Here is a 17,440-nt window from a genome sequence, read left to right as displayed (position 1 = left end):
TGTTTTTAAGCCTTAGGCGCTGCTTATAGCTTTAGGGCTGATAGCCAATAGCTACCTGCTCATCGCCTACTGCATCAAAAATTTGAACGTCCCTATGTTTTTCAACGCGATGCCGGTGCCCCGTACCACAGCACGCAGGGGGTCTTCCGCCACGTGTACAGGCAACTTGGTCTTGGCCTGGATGCGTTTGTCCAACCCGCGGAGCAATGCGCCGCCGCCGGTCAGGTAGATACCTGTTTGATAAATATCGGCGGATAGCTCAGGCGGCGTGATTTCCAGCGCTTTGAGGATCGCTTCTTCTATTTTGGAGATGGATTTATCCAAGCAATGTGCAATTTCTGTATAGGAAACAGTAATTTGCTTAGGCACTCCCGTCATCAGGTCGCGGCCCTGCACGGCAAAGTCGGCAGGGGGATCTTGCAATTCGGGTAAGGCCGATCCGACCTCGATTTTGATTTTCTCGGCCGTGCGATCGCCGATCATGATGTTGTGCTGGCGGCGAATATACTGTACAATGTCGGAGTCAAAATTATCGCCTGCCACCCGTATAGACTGGTCGCATACGATGCCTGAAAGCGCGATCACGGCGATTTCCGTGGTACCACCGCCGATATCGATGACCATATTGCCCATGGGTTCTTCTACATCGATGCCAATGCCTACTGCCGCAGCCATCGGCTCGTGAACCAAGTAAACTTCTTTGGCCCCGGCAATCTCCGCAGAATCACGTACCGCCCGTTTCTCGACCTCCGTAATGCCCGATGGGATACAGATGACCATGCGCAACGAAGGGAAAAACCAGCCCTTGCCGTTGTTGACCATTTTAATCATGCCCCGGATCATGTGCTCGGCAGCGTTGAAGTCCGCGATAACGCCATCTTTCAACGGCCTTACGGTACGGATATTGTCATGCGTCTTGCCTTCCATCTGCATGGCCTGGCGGCCGATCGCTATTACTTTGTTGGTGGTGCGGTCAAACGCGACAATGGAAGGTTCATCTACAACCACCTTGTCATTGTGGATAATGAGTGTATTGGCAGTACCTAAATCGATAGCAACTTCTTGAGTAAACCAGTTAAACAAGCCCATTCGGCAATTTTTATAAGAATTTTGAATAATGTGCAAACCTACCAAAAAAACTGATAACTTTAGCGAGCAATAGCTGAATTATTCTGATTTATATTGACACCTGAATTTATTGACCTTAACAATGATCAAAACCTACTTAGCCACGGCGCTCTTTATGCTATGTCAATGGCATACGTACTCCCAGGATTTTGCGTTTGGCTCGCTCGAACCCGGCGATGTCAAGCTCGCTAAGAACGATTTGGATAGCTTCTCCAATGCAGCGGTAATCAATGAATACGGTAAGGCCTTCATGGTATATAACGATACGAAAGGGTTTACCGAACTCATCGTAGACTATCATGTACGGATCAAGATTTTCAACCGGGACGCGTACGATTATGCCGATATCGTGATCCCAACCCATAAAGACGAGACCGGTGAACGGGTGGATGTGATCACCGATATCAAAGCGGTAACCATCAACGTCGTCGACGGTCGCCTGGTTTCAGTACCGTTAGACAAGGGGCAGATCTTCAAGGAGGAGGCGAGCAGGTACCTGACCAATGTCAAATTTACGTTTCCGGATTTGCAAGATGGCAGTATTATCGAATACAGCTACCGCTTGGTTTCGCCGCATATTTTCAATTTCAAGACCTGGTATTTGCAGGAGGATATCCCGAAAATCAACAGCACGTTTGAAGCGATCATCCCTGGGATGTATACCTATAACGTGATCTTGCGTGGACCGTATCCGCTGAGCACCCAAGATGCCAAATTGGATAGGGGAGGTTTTCGTATTGCGGGGCGCGACCTCGATTGTTCGCACATGACCTACGGTATGCGCGACATACCAGCGTTTGTATCAGAAGATTATATGACAAATGCAAGGAACTTTAAATCAGCTATTTATTTTGAACTATCAGATATCTATCAACTCAGTGGCGCCAATATCAAGATCACGAAGGAATGGCGCAATGTCGATCGCGAACTGGTCACTGATCCCGACTTCGGTGGACAGATGAAGCGTGATCAGGTATTTAAAGACCTGCTTCCGAACATCCTAAAGGATGCGCCCGATGAGTTAAGTAAAGCCAAAGCGCTATACCGGTATATTCAACGAAACATCAAATGGAACCGGTATTTGGGGAAATATAGCGAACACAACATCAAACACGCGCTCGATCATCGGTCGGGCAACATCGGCGACATCAACCTGGCGCTGATTGCCGGATTGCTCGCGGCGGGATTGGATGCGGAGGCGGTCATCTTGTCCACTCGGGATAATGGCGTGGTCAACGATGTGCACCCGGTGCTGAGTGATTTTAACTATGTGGTGGCTAAAGTGAATATCGGCGACGATTATTACCTCTTGGATGCGGCGGATCCGTTACTGCCGTTCGGACTGCTGCCCTTGCATTGCATCAACGGCAAGGCGCGGGTAGTAAACCTCCAAAAGCCGTCCTATTGGATCGAACCGAAATCGACGCAACGCTCCACCACCCAATATACGTTTACAGGGGAGCTGCTTGCCGACGGCACACTCACCGGAAAGCTGGTGATCCACAGCCACGGCTACGCGGCACACCGAAAGCGCCGGGAACTGGCGAATTACGGCAGCATCGAGGAGTATATCGACCATGTCGATGAGGAACAGGCCCACTTCGATATCGCTAATGGGGAGGTCAGTGGTGCTGAAGACGTAGAAGAAGGGTTGATCGAGCGCTATGACGTGGAGAGGAGGCTGTACGACGGGCTCGGCGCAACGGAAATTTTTTTCAATCCATTTTTTTTCAACCGGATCGGCAAAAATCCGTTTAACCTGGATGAACGAACCTATCCGGTAGACATGGGCACGGCCACTGAGCAGCGGGTGCTGATGACGATCAAACTGCCGGGAAATTATGACATGAAGTCAAAACCGGATGACTACACGATGGTGTTGGAAGACAAGGGGGGAAGGTACCTCACCGAAACCGTTTTATCGGGTGATACGTTTTCATTTTCGCAGTTGCTGGCTTTGAATCAAGCCGTCTATTCCCCCGAAAGCTATTTTGCATTGAAGGAATTTTTCAGTCGGATCATCCAGCATGAAAAAATCGACGTTGTTTTACAGCAAGCGGGGGAAAGATGAGGGTAATCTGTTTTTTGCTGATGATGAGCGCCTGCGCAGCGTACGCGCAGGAGTATGCCGTTGCGGCTATTCCCGCCGCGCTTCGCAGCCGGGCAGCTGCCGTGGTGCGTCATGAAACGATCGTAGTAGACATGCTGGCACCTAACAGGGTCCGCTATCAGGTCACGCAGGCGGTGACGGTCTTCGGTAGAGGCGGCGAAGATAAGGCGCGGCTGGTGATTTATTACGACAAGAATACGGCAATCAAGCGCATCGCGGGACAAGTATTTGATGGCGAAGGCTATCCGATCGGCAAGTTTGGCCAGCGGGATTTTCAGGACGAGAGTGCGGTGCGTAATTTTTCGTTGTATGAAGATGACCGGGTGAAGCATTTCTTGCCGGCGATGACTGACTATCCGTATACGGTTGAATACGTGTATGAGGTAGAGGTCAAGCAAAACCTGGTCATTCCTGCCTGGCGGCCTGATGCTTACGCGGATGTAGCGGTTGAACACAGTGAATATACGTTTATATGCGCGCCGTCGGACGAGGTGCGTGTCAAAGCGACAAATTATGACGGTGAACCGACCGTGAGCGAGGTCGATGGCCGGAAGGCGATGACCTGGCGGGTCACGGATATCCCCGCGCAGCGGTATGAGCCATACAGTCCTGATCCGGAAACCTATAAGACAACCGTAAGGATCGCTCCCATTGATTTTAGTTATTATAAGCGGGAGGGGCGTTATACGAATTGGGAGGAACTGGGGCGGTGGCAATATGAGGCACTGCTTGCTGATGGGCAGGCCCTCCCGGAGGGGACGGTGCAGGAGGTCAATCGTTTGGTGGAAGGCCTGATCTCTAATAAAGAAAAGGCCAAGGCACTCTATGAATATATGCAACGTAAAACCCGGTATATCAGCATACAGATCGGCATCGGCGGCCTTAAACCCATGGCCGCCGCCGAAGTGGATCGATTGGGGTATGGCGACTGCAAAGGGCTGGTCAATTACATGCAGGCCCTGCTGAAGACGGTGGATATCCCCTCATATTATTGCATCGTCGAAGCGGGCAATGCCAAACGCAGCATACAACCTGATTTTGCTGGGATGGAGCAGGGCAATCACGTCATCCTTTGCTTGCCGTTTGAAAAGGATACCACCTGGCTGGAATGCACCAGTCAGCGCATTCCCTTCGGGTTTTTGGGGTCGTTCACGGATGACCGACTGGTGTGGGCGTGTACACCACAGGGCGGTAAACTATTGCGTACGCCGCGCTTCGGTGTGGAAGCAAGTACGCAACGCCGGGAGGCTACATTGACCCTTGGCAGCGACGGAACGCTCACAGGCACCGTGGAGACCGAGTTTGCTGCGGGGCAATACGATAATCACCTGGACATCGCCGAGAGCAGTGGGACAGCGCAAGTGAAGTTGCTGAAAGAAGCATATGACATTGACCACATTCGTTTCGGGGACATTGACTACGAGAAGCGTAGTGATGGTGTGCCGATCATGATGGAGCGGTTTGAGGTGACACTGGATCGATATGCTCCTGAAAACGACGGCCGTGTCTTTTTGGTTGCCAACGGGTTTAACCGGCAGGGCACCGTCCCCGATGTAAAGAATCGCCTGCTGCCCGTGTATATCAACCGGGGCTATACCGACGAAGATCAGCTTACCTATGTGCTGCCCGAAGGATACGACCTGATGACCGGACCGATGCAGGAAGAAATCGATAGCCCCTTTGGGTATTACCAGGCCTCGGTCAAGCAGGAGGCTGATCGGATACTGTACTACCGCAAATTCGTGCTCAATGAAGGTACATTTCCGCCGGAGCGTTATTCGGACTTCTGCGCATTCATCAACCGGGTGAACGTACTTGATGGTTATAAAGCCGTATTGGTCAAGCGATAAACTGCAAGTTAGTTGACCAATACGCCGATATAGAAATTGAACGTGTCGACATCAAGGTTTTCGCGTGTCAATCCCGGAATCGCAATAGGTGTGAGCCGCCGTGTGGGCTGAATGAACTGGTATTCGCCACCTTTGGCACGTATCCGCACCGGCATGCTGAAATCCGGCACATCGGCAATCCAGCGGCAAAATGCTTTTCCATCGGGCTGGAAGTAAAACTCCAGGGTAGGAATATTCGTATGGCGTACGTATTGGGCATAAACGCTGGACAAGTCCTTGCCAGACTGCTGACTGATGTAATCCACAATGTCTTCGTAGTCGACCGTCCCGTGGTAAAACTGCTTGTTGAGACCACGCAGGATCTGCCGCCATTTTTCGTCGTCGTCTACGATGGTGCGGATCATGTTGTGTAGCACGCCGCCCTTCTGATACATATCACCCGAACCTTCATTATTTACCTGGTAGGCACCAATGATGGGGGATAGGTTCTGAATGCCTCGACGATTGCCATGCACGTATTCCTGTCCGGCCTGCTTACCGAAGTGGTAGTCGATGTAGAGCGACTCCGAGTAGTTCGTAAAACTTTCATGTATCCACATGTCGGCGAGGTCATTGGAGGTGATGTTGTTACCAAACCATTCATGTCCCGACTCGTGTATGATGATGAAGTCCCACTTATCGCCCCAGCCCGTGCCGGAGCCATCCCGACCGAGGTAGCCGTTTTGGTATTTATTGCCGTAGGCCACCGCGCTTTGGTGTTCCATGCCCAAGTGAGCCGTTTCAATCAGTTTATACCCATCTTCGTAAAAGGGGTAAGGACCGAACCAATGCTCGAAGGCACGGAGCATGGGCTTGACATTGGCGTCAAAGTGCGGCTTGGCTTTCGCCTCGTTTTCACGCAGCACCCAATAGTCGAGGTCGAGTACGCCTTTTTCACCACTGAACGTATCGGCGAAATGTACATAGTCCCCGATGTTAACGGCCACATTGTAATTGTTGATGGGATTGCTCACGAACCAATCAAAGCGCGTATAGCCGTCGCCAAGATCCGTGCTACCCCTAAACCGTCCGTTGGATACGTTGGTCAGTCCGTTAGGCACACTGATGCTGATCAGCATGCTATCCACCTCATCCGATTGGTGGTCTTTGTTGGGCCACCACACGCTGGCCCCCAATCCCTGGCAGGCGGTGGCGATCCAGTGCTTGCCGTTGCTGTCTTTTTTAAAATCAAAGCCGCCGTCCCACGGCGCCCGCTTCGCCTGTATGGGATTGCCCGAATAGCGTACCGTGAAGGAATCGACCTGGCCCTGGCGGATGGGCTCAGGAAAATCGATAAATACGGCATGGTATTCCCGCTTAAACGGCAATTCCTGCCCGTGGTAAAGCACCTGATCCACACGCAGGTTATCGAATAAATCAACCTGCAAGCGAGAGAAGTCTTCCGTGGCGGTAAAGTGGAACAGGTTCGCGCCACTGATGTACCGCTTGTCGGGATCGACCTTGACATCAAGGTGATAGTAATTGATGTCATAACAGGTCCGCAAGGGCGTAAGCTGCCCCCGCAGCGAATCCGCGCGGCTGAACAATTTGTTTGCAGGCACAAACAGCTGGGCTTTACTTACTTGCAGTGCCAGTGCCAGTACGGCAATGAGTATAAGGAGCTTCTTCATATTTTCTGTTTACATTAGATATTTCAATTTCACCAACCACACATCCCTGCCTGTTTTACGCCTATTGCATACACGGCTTAGGAGACGGCAGCGAAGCGCCCCGGATCCAGACGTGGAGCAATAGACCAAAAACCCACCGCTAACCCTCACATCCCCTCCTAGTTTACGTCTATTGCAGACACGGCCTAGGAGGCGGCAGCGAAGCGCCCCGGATCCAGACGTGGAGCAATAGACCAAAACCCACCGCTAACCCTCACATCCCCTTCTAGTTTATGTCTATTGCAGACACGGCCTAGGAGGCGGCAGCGAAGCGCCCCGGATCCAGACGTGGAGCAATAGACCAAAAACCCACCGCTAATCACCGTCCCCCCGGCGGACAATGCTGCTTGAGGAAATGGGTATACAGCGTGGACAGGTGTTCCCCGGTTCCTTCCCCCTCGCTGATGCCGTGGCTCCGATTGGGGTAAGACATCAGCGAGAATTGCCGATTATGCTTAATCAGTTCATTGATCAGCAACTCGGCATTCTGATAGTGTACATTGTCATCAGCGGTGCCGTGGATATACAGCAGATTGCCTTGCAGGTGTCTGGCATGGGTCACGGGCGATCCCTGGATAAACGGCTCGCGGTCTTCCTGGGGGATACCCATGTACCGCTCCTGATAGATGTTGTCATACATCAGTTGATTGCCGACAGCGGCCACGGCGATGCCCGTTTTGTAAATTTCGGGATATTGGAAGAGCAGGTTGAGCGTAGAGGAGCCGCCGCCGCTCCAACCCCATACCGCCACGCGCGAGGAATCGACAAATGGCCACTGGAGGATCTCCTTAGCGGCCATGGCCTGATCACGGATGTTGAGGATGCCGATGTTTTTATAGATGGCTTTGCGCCATGTCCGGCCCTTAGGAGCGGGGGTGCCGCGGTTTTCCACCGACATGTAAATATACCCGTCAGCCGCCATATCGCCCTGATAAAGCCGGTTACTGCCGGCACCGTAGGTGTCCATCACGGTCTGTCCGGCGGGCTCACCATACACATAGAACACCACGGGGTACTTCTTGGTAGGGTCGAAGTTGGCGGGTTTCACCATCCAGCCATCCATATCCACGCCATCTGCCGTGGTGACCTTGAAAAACTCCGCCTTGGGGGTACCTGCCGGCACTTCATGGCGTTGCCCTTCTACAAGCGTCTTGTGGTTCGGCAGACTGACCACGTGGCCGCGGTGTAAGGCGGCTTGGTTACTGAACTGATGCAGGGCGATCTTGCCGTTGGGAGAGATGGTGTATTGATGCGTGCCCGCCAATCCCTCTGGAGTGATGCGCTCAGCCCTGCCGCCCGTCAACCTGACGCGGTAAAGGTATTGCTGCGTGGCGTTTTCCGGCGAAGCCGAAAAATAGACATATCCGCCAGATTCGTCGATCAAGGTGATATCGATGACATCATAGTCGCCCGCAGTGATCAGCTTTTCCTTGCCACGGCGGTCAACGCGATAGAGGTGACGCCAGCCGTCCTTTTCACTCACCCAAATGAATTCCTTCCCCTTATTGATCCATTCCCATCCCGAAGGATCGTCATGGTTCCACCGCGCTTTGATGTCAATCCATGCATCATCGGTTTCGCGGTAGATGCGTGTACACTGGCCGTCGGCTACGCTGGCGATATAAATGTTGCTTTCCTGCTGTTTGCGGTTAAGCTGCTGGATGATCAGTTCGTCACTGTTCGCGGCCCACTCCATCCGCGGCAGGTAGTGCTGCACGGGATCTCCTGGTATATCCATCTGGACGGTATCGCCGGTAGCGACTTCCACCACCGTGATAGACGCACCGCTAGGCGCCTCGCCCACCTTCGGGTACTCCACAGGGATGGTATACGAATAGGCCGAGTCGGTATTGTTGATCATCAAGAAATGGCGGATGGTGCGCGCATCGATGATCCAGAAGGCGATTTTCTTGCCGTCTGGCGACCAGCGAAAACCATCCCGGCAGCCAAATTCCTCCTCATACGCCCAATCAAACGTGCCGTGGATGATGCGGTCGGTGCCATCATCCGTCAACGGCGTGATTTTCCCGGTGCCGATGTCTTCCACATAAAGGTTATGGCCGCTCACATAAGCCGCCCGGTGTCCATCGGGCGATAGCTTAGCATACATGAGCGATGATTCGGGGAGGTCCGCACCCAACTGCTTGAGCGTCTTGCCCTGCCGGTCGTATACCCAATAATCGCCCCGGGTATCATACCGCCATACACGCTTCGTGTTGGTGTTGATGAGCACCTTATTCCCATCCTCCGAGAGGGAAAAGCGTCTGATGGCCAGAGGCTCCGCGCCCGCGACAGGCGTGAGGTCTGCTTTAGCTACCAAAACCGTGTGCTGCTCGGGATCGGTCACCTTTTCCTGGATGATTTCCCCCTGTACCGCCTTGATAATGGCCTGGCCGTCGGCCGACCATTGGGTGCGCTGCCCAAACTGCGCCTGAGCCACGCCGCATACCCACACCAGCAATACCGTGATGTAGGATCCACGCAAGTAATTCCGTCGTGTATGATTCATATTAAAACGCTTCATTTCTGATTTCCTCAATCTCCGCCGGCGTTTTGGCCAGCGGCTTTCCCAATAGCCGATGCCCCGTATCGGTGATGACGACATTATCCTCGATGCGGATACCGCTAAAGTCCTTAACGTGATCCACCATACGATAATTGATGAAAGGAGCGAGCTTGTTTTCCGCTTTCCATTGATCGATCAGCTCGGGGATGAAATACAAGCCCGGCTCCACCGTCAGCACATAGCCAGCTTCCAGTGCCTTACCCATACGCAGCGATTTCAGTCCGAATGTGGTGGTGTCCTTCGGCAACTCCTCCGTGTACCCCACATACTGCTCGCCAAGATCCTCCATGTCGTGCACATCGAGCCCCATCATGTGGCCCGTGCCGCATTGGAAGAACAAGGTGTGCGCACCGGCAGCAACCGCCTCATCCGCATTCCCCTGCATCAGTCCCACCTCCTTCAGTCCCGCTACCAAGGTGCGGCACGCCAAGAAGTGGATATCCAGATAGCGGATACCGGGTTTAAGCGCGTCGGTAGCGGTCCAAAGGGCATGGCGTACCACCTCGTAGACCTCCTTTTGCAGGGACGTAAACTGCCTGCCCGCCGGAAAGGTGCGTGTCAGGTCACCGGCATAGCCCATGGCCGTTTCGGCACCCGAGTCATTCAGTACCAATTGTCCTTCGGCCAGTACATTGCCGTGGTAGTGGTTATGCAATACCTCGCCGCGCACCGTCAGGATGGTAGGATAGGCGAGCGTGCCTCCGGCCTGCTGGGCGATATAGTCGACCTCCGCTGCCAGGCGTTGTTCGGTCATCCCCGGCCGCGCCAGCCGCATAGCCGCTAAATGCATATCCACGCTCGTGTTAACGGCCTTTTCGATTTCGATGATTTCGTCCGCAGACTTGATCGACCGCTGGGCGACGGTCGCCTTGATCAGTTCAACCGAAGCCGATTGCGTGAGTTGCTCCACGGGGATTTCCAACAGCCGCGATAGCCGGATGCTGTTATCGGGTCGGTAGGGTGGGAGGAAGTGGATCATCCGCTGATGCTGCCGTGCCTCCCGGATGATCCGTGCAAGCTCCTTGGACGGCAGGGTATGGACTACACCCGTCTTGTTAGCTTTTTCCCGCAAGGTCTCCAACCTGCCCATCCAGATGATCTCATCCATGCTCAGCTCGTCGCCGAAAATATTCGTACGATTTTCATCGATATCGATGATAGCAGCCAGATGAGGCGACTGGATACCGAAATAATAAAGGAATGTGCTATCCTGCCGAAAAGGATAAGTATTGTCCCGAAAATTGATCGGGCTTTCGCCATTACCCAGCAGCAGGACGATTCCGGATGAAACCCTCTTTGCCAGTATCTCCCGGCGGGATATGTAGGTGTGCTGACTAAACATGATTGCCAAAACTACTAAAATATGGCGGATAAAAGTAAGCACTATCACGCAATACGGTTAACCGTTTTTTGGTTAATTGTTTGCGGAAATTGCCGGCGATCTTGCAAAGACCGCTCGAGCTGGTTTCGGCTGAGGGGCAGGTGGCTGATCAAGCTAACGTGAGCGGCTCCGCTATCGCCTTGCGCTCGCCGATCTGTTGCCGCCACATGGCGTAATACAGTCCTTTCGCGTCGAGCAATGCGGCGTGGCTGCCTGTTTCAGCGATTTTCCCTTTTTCCAGTACAAAGATGCGGTCGGCATGCATGATGGTCGACAGGCGGTGGGCGATCATGATCGTGATGTGCTGGCGCTCGGCCGTGATATGACGGATCGTGTTGGAGATCTCCTCTTCCGTGATCGAATCCAAGGCAGAGGTGGCCTCATCAAAGATCATCAGGTGCGGCTGCCGCAACAGCGCCCGGGCGATGGACAGCCGCTGCCTTTCGCCGCCCGACAGTTTCAGTCCACCTTCACCGATCACCGTATCCAACCCTTTGTCCGCCCGTGCCAGGATGTTTTGTCCAGCCGCTTTATGCATCACATCCATGATCTGCTCATCCGTAGCCCCCGGGTTTACAAAGAGGAGGTTTTCTCTGATCGTGCCTGAAAACAGTTGTGTATCTTGCGTCACAAAGCCAATCTGGTGGCGAAGTTCCTCAAAATCGATGCGGTCGCCCCGGAAGTCGTTATAAAAAATATGGCCTTCACTGGGGTGATACAGGCCTACCAACAGTTTCACCAGCGTTGTCTTGCCTGCGCCGGAGGGACCCACAAAAGCAACGGTTTCCCCCCGTTTTACCTCGAAAGATATCCCTTCCAGCGCCGGTCTAGTGGCCGATTGGTGCTGAAAGCGCACGTCGTCAAACCGCAGGCTGATGATGGCGTTGATCTTTTCCGGATTGGCCGGCTGAAACTCCGGCTTCCGGGCGAACAGCTCCTGTAAGTTATTTAATGAGGCTTCTGCCTCGCGGTATGACATGATGATGTTGCCCAGCTCCTGTAGCGGACCGAAAATGAAAAATGAATAGAACTGCATCATCATCATTTGCCCTACCGTGATCTTGTCCCCGAACACAAAGAACAGCAGGGCAAACATGATACACTGCTGCAGGAAGTTGACGAATGTGCCTTGTACAAAGCTTACGGCCCGTATGCTTTTCACCTTTCGCAGTTCCAGCTGCAGGATTTTCATGGTGGTGGTATTCAGTCGGCCTATTTCCTGCTGGGTAAGCCCCAGGCTCTTCACCAGTTCGATATTGCGCAGCGATTCGGTGGTTGAGCCGGCCAATGCATTTGTTTCTTGGAGGATATTTTTCTGGATAAATTTGATTTTCCTGCTCAGGTAGCTGGTTAGAAACGCCAGCGTTACCGCGCCGACCAGGTAGATCAGCGGCAGCGAAGGGCTTAACTGGAACGATACAATCACCACGAAGACGATGCCCACCAGCGTGGCAAACAACACATTGACAAAGTTGGTGATAAACTTTTCACAGTCTGCCCGCGCTTTCTGCAATACGGACAGCGTTTCGCCGCTGCGCTGGTCCTCAAAATCCTGGAAGGGAAGCCGCAGCGCATGCTGCAGGCCATCGGTATACAGCCGGGCGCCGAATTTTTGGATCACGACATTAACGACATAATCTTGGAAGGCCTTGGCTATGCGCGACACCATGGCCACGCCAATGATCAGCAGCAGGCCAATGGTGATACCTTTATAGAAAGCCGCATCTGCACCCTGTGCACGGAACTCCGCCGCCTTATTGGCATACGGGTCGATGATCAGGTTGCCCAGAATATAAGGATTCAGCAGGGAAAAGACTTGGTTAACGGCCGCTAGCAACAGCGCCAAGAAAATCAGGCCCTTATGTCTGCTCAGGTAAGATAATAGTAGTTTCATTCAAAAAACAAGGGGCAATTTTGCCGCCATTTTTCCGACATGTCAGCAGAAACGGCAACTTTTGCCCAATACAACCTGATTTTTTACGACAGGCAGACAGAAAACGGCAGTTTTGTCATTCCCGCGAACAGCCTGATCGGTTATCGCGGATGCTTTCTAAACCGCCGCTTAATCCAATGCCCTTTCCAAAGCCAGAAACCCGAGAGCACAATGATCGGCAAAAAAATAAATTTAGTAACCAAGGCTGGGTATGCTAAAGAAGCAACCGGCCCGTATATATAACCCAGTACCGGTATGCTTAACAGGATGTGCACCCAACGAATGATTTTTCGTTCTGTCGCTCCTTTCATGCGTTCTTATCAAGAATGTCCAACGTTATTTATTAATCAGGGTTGAATCTGGATGCTGAAATTGGCATGCATGATTAGCCTGATGATCTCCGCTATGGAACCTTCCTCCCGAACGGATAAAGAAAATACCCGTGAGAATGGGTATCACGATCATCAGGATCGTTGCTACTTTGGTAATCTTGGTAAGTGTTCTACTCTTTGCGAACGAACCAAAAACATAGCCTACAATAAACACCATACTGGCAACCAATAATAGGCGTGTCAAAATGAAAATTCCGAAAAACATGATCTTAACTATTAAATGTCAATCGTTACTATAGGTCAACGAAAGATGTCCTTTCTTTCCTTTACCGACCAGCAACAATACAAAACTATAGGTGAAATACCTTCGCAATCGAGCGAATAGACCAGCAGGTCAAATGTTGCGACAAGTTGCTGAATTCTGGCTACCCCGATCCCGACGTCTATACATATCACGCTTTTGTCGCAACATGTTCCCGCGTTGTATATTCAATGCCGGTCTGCATCCCCGGTTATTCCAAATAAAATTATCTTTACGTAAATTATTTTGACTCAAGCATGCGTGTCTTGTTTAAGCATAAGCACATCAATACCATCCTTCACATTCTCATTTGGAGTCTGCTTCTACTGTTTCCCTATTTTGTTTCCTCGGCAGATACCGGGTATCAGATAGGTTACCTTCCCGGACTATTTTTGACGATAACCGGGATTATCCATGTCGTTATTTTTTACGGCAATGCATTTTATCTCTACCCAAAGTTGTTTACCAGGCGGTTTTGGTGGCTTTACATCGTAGCGGGCGCACTGCTGGTCATGTTTTCGGTCCGGTTGAAGTTCTGGATCTTGATCACCTGGTTTCCAGATACGCTTAGTAATCAAGCGTCCTATAAGTTCGTTTTTATACCCTCGGTCATCATCTTTGTGATCAGCGTGGTATACCGTATGGTAATCGATAAGATACGTTCAGAACGGGAACAGCAGCAGCGGAACGCCGCACAACTATCCACTGAACTCAAATTTCTTCGATCGCAGATCAGTCCCCATTTCTTGTTCAATGTGCTAACCAACCTGGTTTCCCTTGCCAGAAAGAAATCCGATAGGCTAGAGGCATCGCTGTTGATGCTTTCCGACCTGATGCGTTATATGCTTTATGATACGCAAGGGAAAATAGCACTCCATAAGGAGGTGGAATACCTCAATAGCTACATCGCCCTGCAACGACTGCGATTCGGCAACGAAGTACAGGTGGACTGGAACGTTGACTGCGATGTGGAGGCCAGCCAACATGCAATTGAACCCATGCTGTTGATCCCTTTTGTAGAAAATGCCTTCAAGCACGGGGCGGGTTATGCAGATCAGCCCCACATTGACATCAAACTACTGGTGCGCGGTGGAATATTGACCTTCCAGATATGGAATAAATTCGACAATGAAGGCGCGAGCAAGGATAAGCACTCAGGCATTGGACTGGACAATGTCAAGTCACGGCTAAACCTGCTGTATGAGGACAAACACAACCTCTCCATTACCGACCACAATAACCGCTTCCATGTTACCCTAATTTTGAATCTGTTATGATGAATTGTATGATTGTTGATGATGAATTGCTGGTGCGTGAATTGCTGGAGGACAACATCCGTCAGGTACCTTTTCTAACGCTGATCGCATCCTGCAAAAGCGCTTTCCAGGCCATGGAAACGCTACAGACCGGGAAGGTGGACCTGATGTTCTTGGATGTTCAGATGCCCCGGTTGAATGGGCTCCAGTTCTTACAGTCATTGAGCGCTCCTCCCATGGTGGTGCTGATCACGGCCTACGAGCAATATGCTTTGGAAGGTTTCAATTTTCAGGTAGTCGATTACCTTTTGAAACCGTTTGGTTTCGAACGCTTTCTGAAAGCATGCAACAGAGCGGATGAACTGTTCAGATTGAAAAACATGCATGCTTCCGATATTGGCACCCCCCTCGAATTCTTTGTCAACGTAGAATACACCCGGGTAAAAATCGTCATGGCAGATATCGATTATATCGAGGGGCTGAAGGACTACATCAAGATACACCTGCACTCGTCTCCGAAACCCGTGCTTACCCGGATGACCATGAAAGCGATGGAAGGCAAGCTTCCCCCGGGTGCCTTTATTCGCACACATAAATCCTTTCTGGTATCCGTATCCAAAATAACGACCATAAAAAGGGACTTCGTCTGCATCGGTGAAATCGAAATACCATGGAGCGATACTTACAAAGAAAATATCGATTCGCTATTTTACCGTAAGTGATTTGAATTCCCTGGTCAAATCTTCAAGCGAGCGCTCCACACCCATCCGCTCCAAAGAGGACGCCCCGACAAACCCATGTGCATCGGTACGGTCGAGCACCACGCGCACATCCGCAGGGCTCATGATCGGTCCGCCGTGCGCAAGGAAGAATATATTCGGGTTGACTTCCCTTCCAGCCTCGATGATTTCCTGTGTGCGCTCGACCGCCTCGTCCATGCTGCAGGTCGCACCCGTTACCCCGATCGATCCGCCGATGGTGGTCCCCACATGGGAGATGATCGCATCAGCCCCGGCATGGGCCATCTGGCGGGCCTCCTCAGCCGTGGCAACGTATACGATCGAGAAAAGATCCATTTTCGTGGCCAACGCCACCATCTCTACCTCCTTCTCGAAGCCCATGCCCGTCTCCTCCAGCACCTGACGGAAGTGGCCGTCAATGATGCTGTGCGTCGGGAAATTGTTCACACCCGAGAACCCCATGTCTTTTACCTTCAGTAAATGGTGCCACATCCGACGCCGCGGATCCGAACCGTGCACGCCGCAGATCACCGGTATCTCGTCGACCACGGGCAGCACTTCAAACTCCCCGATGTCCAGTGCCTCGGCATTCGCATCCCCGTAGGCCATCAGGCCTGCCGTCGATCCGTGGCCCGCCATGCGGAACCGGCCGGAATTGTAGATGATGATCATATCCGCCCCGCCCCGTTCGATGAACTTGGCGCTGATTCCCGTTCCTGCACCGGCGACGATGATTGCCTTGCCCACGTCCAATGTCTTTTTGAGCCGGTCCCTTACTTCCTGTTTCGTGTAGGGGTTACCTTTCCCCGTCCATTTATTGGCCATAATAATGCTTTCTTGATATCCTTTTTCGTAAATCCATTATGTTATTTTTTTCCCTTTTCGTGCTCCACCGAGTAGGCGCAGAATGGTCTCAACCACCATTGAAGCGAATTCCTCATCGTTGATGTGTAGCGGCGTCTCCATCACCTCCACACCGCCGTCCAGATGCCCGCGTATCGAATCGAACAACACCCGGTCGACCAACGGACGGTAAAACAGGCCTCCATCCGCATCCAGTTGCGAAAGGCCCTTCGAAGGGAGCAACACCACCGCCGTTCCTTTTGGCGAGGCACTCACTTTCTTCGCAAGCTGCTCCCCGAGTACCCGGTTCTCCTCCTCGTCGGTACGCATCAGCGTGACATCGGGAGCCCAGCTGTACAGGTACCTATCGTCGTAATGTGCCGGCACACTACCCAACGTCCCAAAGTTAACCATATCCAGACAACCCGGAACCACCACCTGCGGGATGCCCGTCCGGGCAGCAGCGATAAGCCTGTCCGGTCCCGCGCTGCATATCCCTCCGCACAGTTCATCTGCCAGCTCCGTGGTGGTGATATCCAATACGCCATCGAAATACCCGCCATCGATCAATGACTCCATCGTGCGCCCTCCAGCGCCATTGGCGTGAAACGAAAAGACCTCATATCCCATGCCGCGCAGCAGGGTCGTACACGCATTCACGCAGGCCGTCGTATTGCCGAACATGCTGATGGCGATGCGCCCCTTGAGCTCCGGTCCGGAAGCCTCGCTGTCATCTGATCGGCCCCGAACCATCCCACAGATGGCAGATGCCGCATGTCCGATGGTGACACGGCTGATGCTGTTCAGCCCCGCAATATCGACCACCGCGGGTACCAGCACAACGTCCGCGCTACCCACCTGTTGTGATAAATCCTTCGTGGCTATCGTGCTTAGGCATACCTTGGGGACACCGAAGGGAACCGCCTGCATAGCCGTCAGCGCGATATGCGTGCCACCGCCGCCGCCCATTCCCACGGCACCCACCACCGCACCGGCGTCAACAAGGCGCTTCAATATCGCGGCCGCCCCGCGGCCGATCGCCTCCACGGCCACACCGCGATCATCACCCGCCCTCAATTCGCCCAACGTGCAACCCGCAGCGGCGGCCACTTCCTCCGCCTCGATGTCTACGGGGAAAAGCGGCGTAGTCCCCCTGATTCCCACATTGATGCTGAAAACGGTCTGTCCCTGTTGGATGATACGATCCCGCAGAAAGGCAAAATCCTCCCCTTTGGTGTCAAAGCAGCCCAGCATCACGATGGCGCCCGCGCCTTTCCTGTTCCCGTCCATC

General features: G+C 52.5%; 12 protein-coding genes. 5 read left to right on the top strand and 7 right to left on the bottom strand.

Features of this window, described 5'->3' with window-relative positions:
* Positions 1–66: 66 nt before the first annotated feature.
* Complete coding sequence (locus ACMGDE_RS16240) at positions 67–1,089, bottom strand: rod shape-determining protein (RefSeq protein ID WP_090626315.1); 1,023 nt, start codon at positions 1,087–1,089, stop codon at positions 67–69.
* A gap of 121 nt (positions 1,090–1,210) precedes the next feature.
* On the opposite strand from ACMGDE_RS16240, the gene ACMGDE_RS16235 reads away from it, so the two are divergent.
* The gene (locus ACMGDE_RS16235; RefSeq protein WP_436833875.1) at positions 1,211–3,199 is read left to right on the top strand and encodes a DUF3858 domain-containing protein; all 1,989 of its coding nucleotides are present in this window, start codon (positions 1,211–1,213) and stop codon (positions 3,197–3,199) included.
* Entirely contained in the window at positions 3,196–5,088 is a 1,893-nt protein-coding gene (locus ACMGDE_RS16230) for a DUF3858 domain-containing protein (RefSeq protein WP_436833874.1), read from the top strand. The genes ACMGDE_RS16235 and ACMGDE_RS16230 overlap by 4 nt, the downstream gene beginning before the upstream one ends.
* An 8-nt stretch (positions 5,089–5,096) precedes the next feature.
* Here ACMGDE_RS16230 and ACMGDE_RS16225 read toward each other — a convergent pair whose 3' ends face one another.
* The 4 genes from ACMGDE_RS16225 to ACMGDE_RS16210 form a co-directional block, all read right to left on the bottom strand.
* Positions 5,097–6,758 carry a M1 family metallopeptidase gene (locus tag ACMGDE_RS16225; RefSeq protein ID WP_436833873.1) on the bottom strand — a complete coding sequence of 554 codons (1,662 nt, stop codon included), beginning with the start codon at positions 6,756–6,758 and terminating at the stop codon, positions 5,097–5,099.
* Positions 6,759–7,116: 358 nt separating this feature from the next.
* Positions 7,117–9,306 (bottom strand): S9 family peptidase, encoded by a 2,190-nt coding sequence (locus ACMGDE_RS16220; protein WP_436833872.1) that lies wholly within the window; start codon positions 9,304–9,306, stop codon positions 7,117–7,119.
* A gap of 1 nt (position 9,307) precedes the next feature.
* Positions 9,308–10,705 (bottom strand): aminopeptidase P family protein, encoded by a 1,398-nt coding sequence (locus tag ACMGDE_RS16215; protein WP_436833871.1) that lies wholly within the window; start codon positions 10,703–10,705, stop codon positions 9,308–9,310.
* 148 nt (positions 10,706–10,853) lie between these two features.
* Positions 10,854–12,638, bottom strand: a complete 1,785-nt coding sequence (locus ACMGDE_RS16210; protein ID WP_436833870.1) for an ABC transporter ATP-binding protein — start codon at positions 12,636–12,638, stop codon at positions 10,854–10,856.
* 39 nt (positions 12,639–12,677) lie between these two features.
* Between ACMGDE_RS16210 and ACMGDE_RS16205 the strand changes: the two genes are divergently transcribed.
* From ACMGDE_RS16205 to ACMGDE_RS16195, 3 genes are all read left to right on the top strand, one after another.
* On the top strand, positions 12,678–12,920 hold the full coding sequence (locus ACMGDE_RS16205) for a hypothetical protein (protein WP_436833869.1): 243 nt from the start codon (positions 12,678–12,680) through the stop codon (positions 12,918–12,920).
* A 647-nt stretch (positions 12,921–13,567) separates the two neighbouring features.
* Entirely contained in the window at positions 13,568–14,587 is a 1,020-nt protein-coding gene (locus ACMGDE_RS16200; protein ID WP_436833868.1) for a sensor histidine kinase, read from the top strand.
* Between the two features lie 8 nt (positions 14,588–14,595).
* The gene (locus tag ACMGDE_RS16195; protein ID WP_436833867.1) at positions 14,596–15,288 is read left to right on the top strand and encodes a LytR/AlgR family response regulator transcription factor; all 693 of its coding nucleotides are present in this window, start codon (positions 14,596–14,598) and stop codon (positions 15,286–15,288) included.
* Here the strand turns inward: ACMGDE_RS16195 and ACMGDE_RS16190 are convergent.
* Both ACMGDE_RS16190 and ACMGDE_RS16185 read right to left on the bottom strand, forming a co-directional pair.
* Positions 15,271–16,131: a phosphoenolpyruvate hydrolase family protein gene (locus ACMGDE_RS16190; RefSeq protein WP_436833866.1), complete on the bottom strand. Its 861-nt coding sequence runs from the start codon at positions 16,129–16,131 to the stop codon at positions 15,271–15,273. The genes ACMGDE_RS16195 and ACMGDE_RS16190 overlap by 18 nt on opposite strands.
* Positions 16,132–16,167: 36 nt before the next feature.
* Entirely contained in the window at positions 16,168–17,439 is a 1,272-nt protein-coding gene (locus ACMGDE_RS16185) for a Tm-1-like ATP-binding domain-containing protein (protein ID WP_436833865.1), read from the bottom strand.
* Between the last annotated feature and the right edge of the window lies 1 nt (position 17,440).

The sequence above is a fragment of the Parapedobacter brassicae genome, from assembly GCF_051400755.1.
GTDB lineage: Bacteria > Bacteroidota > Bacteroidia > Sphingobacteriales > Sphingobacteriaceae > Parapedobacter.
The sequence above is the reverse complement of the archived record's forward strand: the minus strand, read 5'-3'. Positions and strand labels throughout refer to the sequence as shown.